14 protein-coding genes are annotated in these 12084 nt (G+C 67.7%); 6 read left to right on the top strand and 8 right to left on the bottom strand.

Annotation, left to right across the window (positions count from 1 at the left end; translation table 11 throughout):
- Positions 1-60 precede the first annotated feature (60 nt).
- Positions 61-774 (bottom strand): Crp/Fnr family transcriptional regulator, encoded by a 714-nt coding sequence (locus tag ASE02_RS15045; protein ID WP_056735360.1) that lies wholly within the window; start codon positions 772-774, stop codon positions 61-63.
- A gap of 270 nt (positions 775-1044) precedes the next feature.
- Positions 1045-1530 (bottom strand): pyridoxamine 5'-phosphate oxidase family protein, encoded by a 486-nt coding sequence (locus ASE02_RS15040; protein WP_162257182.1) that lies wholly within the window; start codon positions 1528-1530, stop codon positions 1045-1047.
- A gap of 134 nt (positions 1531-1664) precedes the next feature.
- On the opposite strand from ASE02_RS15040, the gene ASE02_RS15035 reads away from it, so the two are divergent.
- The 4 genes from ASE02_RS15035 to ASE02_RS15025 all read left to right on the top strand — a co-directional run.
- The coding region (locus ASE02_RS15035) for a hypothetical protein (RefSeq protein WP_235536712.1) at positions 1665-2411 on the top strand (747 nt) is incomplete at its 5' end.
- Between the two features lie 247 nt (positions 2412-2658).
- Positions 2659-2787 carry a hypothetical protein gene (locus ASE02_RS23185; protein ID WP_255354047.1) on the top strand — a complete coding sequence of 43 codons (129 nt, stop codon included), beginning with the start codon at positions 2659-2661 and terminating at the stop codon, positions 2785-2787.
- An 88-nt stretch (positions 2788-2875) separates the two neighbouring features.
- Positions 2876-3991: a hypothetical protein gene (locus ASE02_RS15030; protein ID WP_056735357.1), complete on the top strand. Its 1116-nt coding sequence runs from the start codon at positions 2876-2878 to the stop codon at positions 3989-3991.
- Between the two features lie 86 nt (positions 3992-4077).
- Entirely contained in the window at positions 4078-5616 is a 1539-nt protein-coding gene (locus tag ASE02_RS15025; protein ID WP_056735356.1) for a M20/M25/M40 family metallo-hydrolase, read from the top strand.
- A 126-nt stretch (positions 5617-5742) separates the two neighbouring features.
- Here the strand turns inward: ASE02_RS15025 and ASE02_RS15020 are convergent, their stop codons facing one another.
- Positions 5743-5976 carry a zinc ribbon domain-containing protein YjdM gene (locus ASE02_RS15020; RefSeq protein WP_304438362.1) on the bottom strand — a complete coding sequence of 78 codons (234 nt, stop codon included), beginning with the start codon at positions 5974-5976 and terminating at the stop codon, positions 5743-5745.
- A 116-nt stretch (positions 5977-6092) separates the two neighbouring features.
- Positions 6093-6887: an outer membrane protein gene (locus ASE02_RS15015; RefSeq protein ID WP_056735354.1), complete on the bottom strand. Its 795-nt coding sequence runs from the start codon at positions 6885-6887 to the stop codon at positions 6093-6095.
- Between the two features lie 412 nt (positions 6888-7299).
- Between ASE02_RS15015 and ASE02_RS22680 the strand changes: the two genes are divergently transcribed.
- Positions 7300-7701, top strand: coding sequence for a group III truncated hemoglobin (locus ASE02_RS22680; RefSeq protein ID WP_056735353.1), 402 nt, complete (start codon positions 7300-7302; stop codon positions 7699-7701).
- Here the strand turns inward: ASE02_RS22680 and ASE02_RS22675 are convergent.
- The 4 genes from ASE02_RS22675 to ASE02_RS14990 all read right to left on the bottom strand — a co-directional run bounded on the left by ASE02_RS22675 (position 7698) and on the right by ASE02_RS14990 (position 10940).
- The gene (locus ASE02_RS22675) at positions 7698-8375 is read right to left on the bottom strand and encodes a glutathione S-transferase family protein (protein ID WP_056735352.1); all 678 of its coding nucleotides are present in this window, start codon (positions 8373-8375) and stop codon (positions 7698-7700) included. The genes ASE02_RS22680 and ASE02_RS22675 overlap by 4 nt on opposite strands.
- Before the next feature lie 83 nt (positions 8376-8458).
- Positions 8459-9253, bottom strand: a complete 795-nt coding sequence (locus ASE02_RS15000; RefSeq protein ID WP_056735351.1) for an SDR family oxidoreductase — start codon at positions 9251-9253, stop codon at positions 8459-8461.
- 77 nt (positions 9254-9330) lie between these two features.
- Positions 9331-10542, bottom strand: coding sequence for an RNA polymerase sigma factor (locus ASE02_RS14995; protein WP_056735350.1), 1212 nt, complete (start codon positions 10540-10542; stop codon positions 9331-9333).
- A complete protein-coding gene (locus tag ASE02_RS14990; protein WP_056735349.1) occupies positions 10539-10940 on the bottom strand; it encodes a YciI family protein in 402 nt (133 codons plus the stop codon). Before ASE02_RS14990 ends, ASE02_RS14995 begins: the two co-directional genes overlap by 4 nt.
- 165 nt (positions 10941-11105) lie before the next feature.
- Between ASE02_RS14990 and ASE02_RS14985 the strand changes: the two genes are divergently transcribed.
- Positions 11106-11609 carry a GFA family protein gene (locus ASE02_RS14985; protein ID WP_056735348.1) on the top strand — a complete coding sequence of 168 codons (504 nt, stop codon included), beginning with the start codon at positions 11106-11108 and terminating at the stop codon, positions 11607-11609.
- Positions 11610-12084 lie beyond the last annotated feature (475 nt).

Genomic DNA, 12084 nt, shown 5'->3' with positions numbered 1-12084 from the left:
TCATCCCGGACAAGCCCTGCGGCGTTCCGGGATGACATCGGCGGGGGGTGTCGCGCCGCCTCAGCCCGCCTCGGGCAGCAGGCGCTCATAGTGTCGGCGCACGACCTCGTAACACTCGCAGCTCAGCGTCTTCAGGCCGTCGCGGTCGACGATGTCCACCACCCCGCGCCGATAGCGGATCAGGCCGCGCTTCTGCAGGGTGCGGGCCACGGCGGTGACGGTGGTGCGCTGCACCCCCAGCATGTCGGCCAGGAACTCCTGGGTCAGGGCCACGGTGTTGGTGGAGATTCGGTCCTGGCAGGTCAGCAGCCAGCGGCAGAACCGCGCCTCCACCGAATGCAGGGCGTTGCAGGCGACCGACTGGTTGGCGTGGCTGAACAGGGCCTCGGTGTGCAAGTCGATCAGTTCGCGAATACGCGGGCTCCTGGCCCAGGCTTCATGCAGCTGGCTGGCGCCGATCCGCGCGCAGCGGCACGGCGTCTGCACGATCGCCCGCGACAGCGATTGCCGAGGGGCCACCGCGGCGCGGAGTCCCAGCGCGCCCTCGCGGCCGATGGTGGCGCTCTCGATCGCCGCGCCGTTCTCCATCAAGGTCATCAGCGAGATCACGCCGTCGTGCGGGAAGTACACGACATCGACCCGGTCGCCCGGTTCGTACAACATCCTCCCCCGCTCTAGGTCGATGTGTGTCAGGTGCGGCGCGACCAGCCCGTAATCTTCGGGGGGGAGCGCCGCCAGTAAGCGATTTTGCACCGAACGACCGGGCCTTTGCATCGGGGAATCGAAACGTCGCCTTATGGGCTTCCCATCCAACCTATCGGCGCTCGCCCTCCAAGACTGTCGAGAAGACGACACATCTTCGCGAGGTCAGTCGCAAAATAAAAATCGGGCGATGAACAACGCGTGATGACTGGCGTCAGGCCGCTTCGGTTCTGCGGTTTAACCAATCGAATGAAGTATAGGCTTTGCGAATCCCAGCGGCCTTGCAGCCGACTCCAATCCCATCACCGGGTTCCCTGGCGGCGACCGGCCACAGGGGCGCGGTCAGTGGAAGTGCAGGTTCGCCTTCCCGCCGATGTGGGGCTGATGCTTGGTCGCGTTGGCCTTGGCGATCTCCCAGGCGAAGCGCGCCGGTCCGACCTGCGAGATCCAGACCTCGGCGTCCGTGCAGTTCAGCCGCATCATGGTCAGGCTGGGATCGTCCTTGCCCTGCGGGTACCAGGCGGCGACCACGGCGTTCCAGTATTTGGCGATCCGCAGCACATCGTGCTGCAGCGACAGCTCGCCGGCGATGCAGGCCTGCAATTCCCTTTGCTGGAAGACGAACATCGCCGGATGGCCATCGCCCGCCTGCCGGGCCAGATCGGCGCCGACGCGGGTGAAGAACCAGATCTGTTCGCGGTCGGGCTCGACGAAGGCGGTCATCGGCTGGGTGTGATGTTCGGGCCCGCCGACCACGCCCAGCATGCCGACCTGATGGCGTTCGATCTCGTCCCACAGTCGCCGTTCGACGGCGGTTCGGTCGCTCATATCGATATTCATCACGGCCTCCCGGGTTAGGGTGCTGTGGTTTCAACCCCGGACAAGCGTGGCGGTTCCACGGTGAAGGCAGGTCTTTCCCCTGCGTCACGCTTCCCTCACGGCCCGTGCTTGGGCCATGATGNCCCCGCCAATTTCGCGGGCCTCCTTTCACCGCCAATGGCGGCTATATCTGCGGCGTGTTGTCCAACGCCGTCGGCGGACGTGGCGTGGCCATGCTCCGCTCGGGCGTCCCGCTCGACACCGCCGTGACCCTGCAACCGGGCGAGGACGGCGCGGTGACGCTGGTCAACGCCGAGGGCGTGGTCATGGGCTCGGCCCGTCCGGCCGACGACAGCCAGATCCCGACCCCGCCGCCCGCGACGCCGAGCATCGAGGAGGCCCGGGCCTTCGCCGCCGCCGGCCAGTTCGCGGCGAAGTCCCTGCATCGCGGCTGCTTCTCCTGCTGCATCGAACGTGAGGCCGGCGAGGGGCTGGGCGTTCATGTGGGCCAGATCGACGGCGCGCCGCTCGGCCACTGCGCCGGGATCTGGACCCCGCACGCCAATTTCGCCGACGCCGACGGGACCATTCCCGACGAGATCACCTGGGGCGCGCTCGACTGCTCGGGCTCGATGGCCTGGTGGATCAAGGCCGGGGCGCCGGTGGGCCTGCTGGGCACCATGGCCGGCGAGGTCCTGAAAAAGCCGAAGGCCGGCGAGACCTATGTCGTCGTCGCCTGGGCGCGTGAGGTCGAGGGCCGCAAGCACTTCGCCGGCGTCGCCCTGTTCGACGGTGCGGGGCAGGTCATGGCCCGCTCCGGCCAGATCTGGATCGGCCGCCCCCCGGGCTCGCCGATGCCGATGCCGGCCTCCGCCGCGACCACCGCCTAGGGCCACGTCGCCGTCCGCCGTCTGATCGCAGGGCTTTCGCCTGCGCGTCAGACGGGCAGGGCGCGCACGTTTCTCAAGCTATAGAGACTGATCAACGAACGTTGTTCAGCTAACTCGGTATATTTTAAGGTCTCGCTAACTATCGAGGGCCACCCTGTGCGTACGGGATCGTACGGAAGGGCCGGCGATGTTCAGAGTGGAACACCATTATCTAGGGGCGGGGCTTTGGAACCGAGGCGCGCCGCCCATGACGGAGCAGGGCGCGACCTTCTACGCCCAGGCCCTGCGGGACACCGGGCTCGCCGACGACGCCCGTGTCGTGCTCTCGCAGCCGCTCGACGGCGACCCCGGCCCAGGCGTCGATCTTCGGGTCTGATCGGCCCAGATAGTTAACACCCCGCTGCCAATTGTTGTGTAAAGCGAGGACTGCGCCGCAGTAGAGCGGTTTCAGGGGATTTGTACGCGTGGCGCGGGACCGTTCGTATCGCAGTCTCGAGTTCCTGAAGAAGAGCGCCGCCACCTCCCGCGTGCTGAACCTCTGGCAGATTTCCCTGCGCGAGGCGGGCAAGCAGGAATACGAAGCCAACCCCTTCTTCAAGAACGCGCTGCTGAACCGCTGCATCGTGGTCAAGCACCGGATCCGCGGCGGCGAGGCCGACCTCTTCGACTATCCGGTCCAGAACGCCACCAAGATCCTGTTGCCGATCGCCGAGCGCGAACTGCGCTACGGCGCCCGCTTCGTGTTTGTCGGTCAGAAGAACTTCGAGGAGGTGGTCTCCGTCTCGTTCGGCGACGACCTGCAGGTCGGCCGGCGCGACCGCAACGTCCTGGAGGTCATCGACCGCCTGCCATCGCTGGACCCGTTCCTGATGCGCGAAATCCTGAAGACCAACGGATTTACGCCGGCGTCCTGCTACTTCAACGTCTCCGACGCCGACCTGCAGCGGATGTTCGAATCCGCTCGCGCCGAGTTGGAGCCGCTGGTCCAGATGTCCTTCGGCACCGACCTGGCCTTCTCCACCCACGCCGCGACCTTTCTCAACAAGATCCTGTCGGACTCCAACAGCGTCGAGTTGGAGCCCCTGCGCCGGGTGATGAGCATGGACGCCCGCCAGTTCCAGGAGGGCGTCTTCTGCTGGAAGGCGTTCCTCTATTACAAATGGCAGCTGCGCGACCTGCTTCCGCGTATCCGCGAGGTGCTGAACGAGATCGCGGTCATCCGGCCAATGGGCAATGTCGACTATGAGGACAAGGCCTATATCGCCAAGATCAAGGTCGACCTGCGCGGCTGGATCTTCAACGCCGTCGAGAGCGTGACCGAGTCGCTGGCCGTTTACGACAAGGCCTATGCGTCGATGACCATGCAGAGCGAGGCGGCCGCTTTCCGCGAGTTCCTGCTGCGCGCGCCGGCCATGTTCTACAGCCTGGGCGAACGGCTCAGCGGCATCGAGCATGTGGCCAGCTTCTGGCGCTACCGCTTCCCGCCCCAGCAGCTCCAGCGCGTGCCGGTGGACGAACTGGTCGACATCTTCATGGACTTCGAACAGAGCCTGAACTCGACGGTCGTGCAGAACGTCTGACGCCGCGCGGCCGGGCCGCGCCATAGGCGCTTGTCGCCTCGCCAATATCGCCGTCCTATAGCCCAGGTTGTGTCTTGGGGATCAGGATGTCGCACGAACAACAAGGCTCGCGCCTTATTCAAAGCCGCCGCACGCTGCTGACCACGGGCGCCGCCGCGGCCACCCTCTTCAGCCCGGGCCTGGCCTTCGCCGCCAGCGGCGACATGAGCGCCATCCGCAAGGCGGCCGAGCAGGGCTACGGCGCCTCGGTCAAGCGCATCCAGGACTGGATCGCCCTGCCGTCCATCGCCGCCGAGGACCGCGACATGGACAAGGGCGCCGACTACATGATGGCCCTGGCCCGCGACGCCGGTTTCCAGCAGATCGAGAAGGTCCCCACCGACGGCTATCCCGGCGTGTTCGCCACCCTCGACGTCGGCGCCAAGCGCTGGATGGGCATCTACTTCATGTACGACGTGAAGCAGTACGACCCGGCCGAATGGAGCTCGCCGCCGCTGGAGGCGCAGGTCGTCGACAAGCCAGGCTTCGGCAAGGTGATCGTCGGCCGCGGCGCGGTGAACCAGAAGGGACCGGAAGCCACCTTCCTGGCCGCCCTGCACGCCATTCGCGCGGCGGGCCGCAAGCTGCCGGTGAACCTGGTGCTGATCTGCGAAGGCGAGGAGGAGATCGGCAGTCCCCATTTCCGTCAGATCGTCACCCGGCCGAACGTGCTGGCCGCCCTGAAGAAATGCGAAGGCGTAGTCATTCCGGCCGGCTGGCAGAGCCCCAGCGACGGCGGCGTCACCGTCAACCTGGGCGCCAAGGGGGTGATCGAGTTCGAGCTGATCGCCAGCGGCGCCAAGTGGGGCCGTGGTCCCAAGACCGACATTCACTCCAGCGAGAAGGCGCGGGTCGACAGTCCCGCGTGGCGCCTGGTCCAGGCCCTCCAGAGCCTGGTCTCGCCGGATGGCAACACGCCCGTCGTCGACGGCTATTTCGAAAAGGTCCGGCCGCTGACCGCCCGCGAGAAGGAACTTCTGGCGCTCGCCGGCCGGCAGTTGAGCGAGGCCGACGCCAAGAAGGCGCTGGGGGTCGAGCACTGGATCGACGACCTCTCCTGGGACAAGGCCCTGGAGCGACTCGCCTCGCAGCCGACGATGAATATCGAGGGGCTGGTCGCCGGCTATACCGGGCCGGGCGGCAAGACCGTCTTGCCGGGCCGCGCGGTGGCCAAGATCGACAGCCGCCTGGTGCCCAACCAGACCATGGAGGACTCGGTCGCCAAGATCCGCGCCCATCTCGACAAGCGCGGTTTCCAGGACGTCGAGGTCAAGGTCAGCGGCGGCTATGACCCCACCGAGACCGACGAGAACAGCCGCCTGATCAAGGCCGAGCTCAACACCTATAAGCGGCTGGGCGCCAAGACGACGATCTATCCGCGTCTGGCCGGGTCGTGGCCCGGCGCGGTGTTCACCTCCGCCCCGGTCAACCTGCCGGCCGGCCAGTTCGGCCTCGGCCACGGCAGCGGCGCCCATGCGCCGAACGAGTACTACGTGATCGAGTCCTCCAACCCCAAGGTCGAGGGGCTGGTCGGCGCGACCATGAGCTATGTGGACTTCCTCTACGAGATCGCCGCGATCCGCTAGCGCTCCCTAGATCCTCCCCCGTTGGGGGAGGTGGCGCGCCAAGCGCGACNATGCTGAAGGAGTCAAAGTCCCCCTCACCCGGCCAAAGAGGCCAGGAGCTCCCCCAGCGGGGGAGCATCTGAGGCCCTAAGCCTTCTTCACGAATTCGGTCTTTAGGACCAGGTCGCGGACCTTCTCGACCCGGCACTCGATCTCGCCCTCGTCGCCGGTCAGGCGGATGTTCTTGACCATGGTCCCGCGCTTCAGGGTGACCGAGGTGCCCTTCACCTTCAGGTCCTTGATCAGGGTGACGGAGTCGCCGTCGGCCAGGAGCGCGCCGTTGCTGTCTCTGACGTCCATCTTGCTCTCCTGATCGCCAATCTAGAGGGGGCGGGGTGTAGGCCCCACGGCCTTTCGCGGCAAGTGGGCACGAAAAAGCGCCCCCGGCCGGAAAGCCGGGGGCGCTCTTGTCGATCTAGACGATCAGACGGACGTTCTTAGAACGCGCCGACCGCGGCGATCACGCCTTGGCCCAGCGAACCGCCGAACAGGTTCGAGGCCGAGCCGAGCGAGGCGCCCGACTGGTCGCGATCACGCAGGGTGCCGCCGAAGGTGTAGCGCAGGCCGACGCGGAAGGTGTCGGACTTCAGGTCGAGGTCGTCGATCTCGCCGTGCTCGTAGCCGCCGGTGATGCTCCACGGGGTGCTGGCGAACTGGTATTCGGCGTCGGCGCCGATGTTCCAGATGTCGAAGTCGGCGCCCTTGGTGTCGGCCTTCGTGTAGCCGGCGGCGCCTTGAACCTTGAAGTTGTCGGTGAAGAAGTGACGCACTTCACCCTTCACAGCCCACAGGTCGGCGTCGGCAAGGTCTTCGGCTTGGCCGTAGCCAACTTGACCGTACAGGGTGGTCGAGGGGGCGACGTTGAATTGAGCTTCGGCGCCGACGGCCCACAGGGTCACGTCGTCGCTGGTGCTCACGCCGGCGAAGCCGCCGATCAGGCCGCCGTCGAGCTTCTTGTTCAGGTGGCCCGTGGCCGACCAGACGGTGGCGTCGCCGCCATCGGCGTCGAAGTTCTGGACCGAACCGTCGACTTGCGCGCCGAGCGAGCCGGCGTCGAAGCGCACGGCGCCTTCGAGTTGCAGGGCGTCAGCGTCGGTGTCGCCCAGGGCGCCGGCGTCGAGTTCAACGCGGCCGTAGTTGGCGCCGACGTGGCCGACGGTTTGGGCTTGGGCGGCGCCGGCGACGGCGAACAGGGCGACGGCGGCGGCCGAAGCGATCAGTTGAGTTCTCATTTTCTTGTCCTTGGGTACTGAAGAGGCAGCGGACCTATGCCTGTCGCGCCACTGTCACAATGGTTTGGGCCTTCGCATTTCGCCGGTCGGCGAAAGGGTGTGACCGGTCAGTCACACCTCGTCTTAGTGGCCTTGAAAAAGCCTCGCGGTGGCCTAAAGGCGCCGGCGAATCGCAAGATCCGGCCTTCGAGGCGCTGCATTTCAACGGTTTTGGGCAAGTTCGGCCATCGCGGCGACGCGATTGGCGGCGGTCGCCAGGGCCATTTGTCATCGCCTGATGACAAAAGTCATCGCCCGATGACAAAATTCGACACCGGCGTGATTTGGCGCCTTTCACCCCTTGAATGCGCCCAACCGGGTGTCCGGAGCCGTCGCCCTTCTCCCGGCCTTAGCCAAGGACTATCTAGGCGGCATGTCTGTTGAAGCGCCCGCCCTCACCCCCGCCTCGATCCGTGAGCTGGTCGGCCGGTTCTACGCCCGCGCTCGGCAGGACGCCGAGCTTGGCCCTGTGTTCGAGGCGGCCGTTCAGGACTGGGACCACCACCTCGACCATATCGCCCTGTTCTGGTCGAGCGCCCTGCTGGGCGTTGGGCGGTTCACCGGCAGTCCGATGATCGCCCACCGCCGCAACCCGATCACCCCGTCGATGTTCGACCGCTGGCTGGTCCTGTGGGGCCAGACCACCGACGAGATGTTCCCCGGCGAGATCGCCCAGGCGCTTCAGGCCCGCGCCGCGCGTATCGGCGAGAGCCTGAAGCTGGGTCTCTTCTACAATCCCGCCGACCACGCGACGCCGGCGGTAGGGCGCGCCTAGGCCGAAGCCTTGGCCTTGGCCGCCATCTTGGCGATCAGCTCGCGCCGCTCCACCAGGCCCCGATGCAGTTCGACCAGCACCTTGGCGGCGTGCTCGTTCTGCTGGATAGCCGCCCAATAGGCGGCGACCTTGGGCGAGTTCGGGATCGGGTTCTCGACGCCCACCGTCGGCAGCACGTTCTCGATCAGGAACAGCGCCGGGACCAGGGTGCAGTCGGCCATGGTCAGCCGTCCCGACACGGCGAAGCCATCGACGCCGATATAGTGCTCCAGCGCCTTAACCCCGCGGATCACCTGGCCGCTCAGCAGGGCGACGACGGCGGCGTCGCGGGTCGATTTGCGCGTCTGGCCGCCGAGCATGAACATGTTGTTCATCAGGTAGATGTCGGCGATCCGCGACACCGTGCGGATCTGCGCGGTCTCCCTGGGGCTGGCCCCCAGCAGGCGCGGCTGCGGATAGAGCTCTTCCAGATATTCCGAGATCACCTCGGACTCCGGGATGATGTCGCCGCCCAGGTCCAGCACCGGGATGCGGGCCAGGGGCGAGGTCTTGTGGAACTCGCCGGTCAGGAAGCCCTGCGGCAGTTCGATATCGATGTCAGAAATGGCCTTGGCGTAGATCTGCATCCGCACCTTGGCGGAGTAGGGGCTGAGGTCGCCCGAATAGAGTTTCATCTTGAAATCCGTCCCTTTGAAAATGGGCAGGTCCGCGACGACTCTCGCCGCCGCGGCCGGCTCTGGGACGATGACGCGCAGATTTAGGCGTAGTTCGCCAGCGCATTGCCCGAGGCGTCGCCCGCCCCGCTGCCGCCGTCGACGGGCACGATCGCGCCGTTGACGTAGGCGGCCTGGTCCGACGACAGGAACAGCGCCATGTCGGCGATCTCGTCCTTGGTGCCGTAGCGGCGCATGGGGTTGCGCTCCTTCACCCGCGCCTCGGCCTCCGGCGTGGTGGCCAGCCGCGCCATGCCCTCGGTGTCGGCGATGGGGCCCGGCGAGATGGCGTTGACCCGCACCCCGGCCGGTCCCCACTCCAGCGCCAGGCACTTGGTCAGCATGTTGATCCCGGCCTTGGCGGCGCAGACATGGGCCTGGAACAGCGAGGCGCGCTCGGCCTGGCCGGCGGTGATCGAGATCAGCGAGGCGCCCGGCCGGCGCAGGAACTCGAACGAGGCGCGCAGCACGTTGAAGGTGCCGATCAGGTCGATGTCGACCACGGTCTTGAAGCCGTTGGCGCTCATGCCCAGCGCCGGGGCCACGAAGTTGCCCGCCGCGCCCGACAGCACGATGTCGATGGGGCCGAACTCGTCGAAGGTCCGCTTCAGCGCGGCCTCGACGGCGGCGTAGTCGCGCACGTCGGCGGCGATGCCGATGGCCGGCTTGCCGAAGGTGGAGACCTCCTTGGCCGCCGCCTCGATCTTCTCTTGGCTACGGCTGATCAGCACGACATTGGCGCCCGCCGCGGCGAACCGCTTGGCGATGCCCAGGTTGATGCCGCTGGAGCCGCCGGCCACGAACGCGGTCTTGCCGGCCAGCTGGGTGTCTTGAGCCATGATGTTCTCTCCCTGTTGTTGCCCATAGTCTTAGACCTCGCGGCCCAGGCAGAGGAAGATTGACCCAGCGTCGCCCTCTAGACGGACGCGCCAAGCCGGGCGGCCTTCAGGTTGAGGTAGTTCCGTTCCGGCAGGCTGGTCGTGCGCCCCGCCGCCGTCAGGTAGTGGGCGACAGCCGCCTCCCGCTCCCCGGCCATCTCCAGCAGGTGAGCGCGGACGGCGGCCAGCCGGTGGTGCCCCGCCAGCGCCCCGTCCAGGGCGGCCAGCTGCTCCAGCCCGGCGCGCGGACCCTCCACCATCGCCACGGCGACGGCGTGGTTGAGCGCCGCCATCGGATTGTCCGACATCTGCGTGAGGAGGCCGTAGAGCGCCAGGATCTGCGGCCAGTCGGTGTCCTGCGCCCTGGCCGCCTCGTCGTGCACGGCGGCGATCGCCGCCTGGATCTGATAGGGACCGACCATCCCGCGCGGCAGGGTTTCGGAGATCAGCGCCACCCCCTCGGCGACAGCCCGCCCGTCCCACAGCGTCCGGTCCTGTTCGGCCAGCGGGACCAGCGCGCCCTCGGGCGTGGTCCGGGCCGGCCGCCGCGCGTCGGTCAGCAGCATCAGCGCCAGCAGGCCCGCCGCCTCGCCGTCATCGGGCGCCAGGCGGCGCACCGCGCGGGCCAGCCGGATCGCCTCATTGGCCAGGTCGCTGCGCTGCAGGTCCGGGCCGATGCTGGAGGCGTAGCCCTCGTTGAAGATCAGGTAGAGTACCTGCAGCACCGACCCCATCCGCTGGTCGCGGTCCCGCGCATCGGGGGTATCGAACGGCGTGCCGGAGGCCTTCAGCGCCTGCTTCGCGCGGCTGATCCGCTGGGCCATCGTCGCCTCGGGAACCAGGAAGGCGTTGGCGATCTCGGCGGTGGTCAGGCCGCCCACCGCGCGCAGGGTCAGGGCGATGGCCGAGGATGGGGTCAGGGCCGGATGGCAGCACATGAACAGCAGGACCAGGGTGTCGTCCTGGTTCGGGTCGGTCTCGTCCTGCATGACCTGCTGGTCGCTCTCCTGCGCGACCGCCGCCTCGCGACGGCGCCGCGCGGTCTCGCTGCGCAGGTGATCTTTCATGCGGCGGCAGGCGACCTGGATCAGCCAGCCGCGCGGGTTCTGCGGCGTCCCGTCCCTCGGCCACTGTCCGGCCGCGGCCAGCAGCGCTTCCTGCACCGCGTCCTCGCAGGCCGCGAAGTCGCGATAGCGCCGCATCACCGCGCCCAGCACCTGGGGCGCTAGTTCGCGCAGCAGGCTGGTCACATCTCCTCACCCGGCGCGCCCATCACCGGCCGCACCTCGATCGGCATGTTCATCGGCGCGCCGTCGGGGCCGGGCGCAGTCGAGGCGACAGCCGCGATCTGCAGGGCGCGTTCGTGGCTGTCGACGTCGACGATCCAGTAGCCGGCCAGGAACTCCTTGGCCTCCGGGAACGGCCCATCGGTGATCGCCGGCTGGCCGCCTGGCCCGGCGCGCACGATCCGGGAGTCCTCGGGACTGGTCAGGGCCACGACCGAGGCCAGTTCGCCGCTCTCGGTCAGCGTCTTGTTGAGGGAGATCAGGAAATCGATATGGGCCTGGAAGGCGCCCGGCGGCCAGGTCGTGCTGTTCTGGGCCTTCCAGTCGGCGATCTTGCCCTGCATCATCAGGATGTACTTCATGGTCCTGGTTCCTTCGCTGCGGCGCGCGAAATGCGCGCCTTCAGGGTTAGGTCGGAACAGGCGGCGCGTTCTCGACATCGGGCCAGAAAATTTCCGACCTGGCGAGGCTGGATAAACGCCGGCGCTCGCCGTCTAGTCGGGGGGCTCCAGAGTTCGAGGTTCTCCATGCGCCGCGCCACAACCGCCCTAAAGACCGCAAAAGCCTCGGCGGTCCAGGCGCCCGGCAGTTGTGTCTGCGGCCAGGTGCGGTTGGAGATCGACGTCCCGGCCCGCTGGGCCTGGCACGACCATTCCGCCGCCAGCCGCCACGCCCAGGGCAGCGCCTACGCCACCTATGTCGGCAGCTGGCGCAGCCGCTTTCGCGTCGTGCAGGGGGCCGAGCACATCACCCGGTTCGAGGATGTCGAGGCCGGGACCACCCGCAGCTTCTGCGCCCGCTGCGGAACCCCGCTGTTCTACGAACGCGCCCGCTCGCCGCAGATGGTCAACATCCCCCGCGCCCTGTTCAGCGCGCGCACCGGCCGCGAGCCGCGCTATCACATGTCGATCCACGAGCAGGCCGACTGGACCTATGACGGCGCGCCGCTCGCGCCCCTGAAGGGCTATCCCGGCGTCATGTGGGAACGCCCCCGCCGCAAGCCGCGCCGCGAACCTGACGACATGTTCTGACCGCCTCAGCGGCAGCGCGTCACCGTATCGGTCTGGCCCTTCGAGCGGATCGCGCCGCCGCGCAGCACCAGCGTCTGCTCGGTGTTCGCGCAGACCTTCCGCGTCCGCCCGCCGGTCTGGATGGTGGAGATCTCGCGGCCGGTGAGCTTGGCGCTGGCGCCGCCGGGCGCGATCGCCACCGTGTCGACCACCCCGCGCTCGACCGAGGTCGCGGTCGCCAGGAACTTGCGGGTCTGGGCCTTGGCCTTGGCCAGGTCGGACTGGCCATAGGGGATCAACTCGCCCTTCGGCGTCCGCGTCTGGTCGATGAACACCGCGTCGGGCGTGAACATCGCGAAGAAGCTCGTCAGGTCGCGGGCGTTCCAGGCGTTCTCCTGACGCCGGGCGAAGTCCCGCGCCTGAGTCTCCGTCAGCCCCGCCGCATAGGCCGGCGAGGCGGCGAGCCACCCGGCCAGCAGCAAGTATCCCCAGATGC

The organism is Phenylobacterium sp. Root700 (genome assembly GCF_001429025.1).
Classification (GTDB): domain Bacteria; phylum Pseudomonadota; class Alphaproteobacteria; order Caulobacterales; family Caulobacteraceae; genus Phenylobacterium.
The sequence above is the reverse complement of the archived record's forward strand: the minus strand, read 5'-3'. Positions and strand labels throughout refer to the sequence as shown.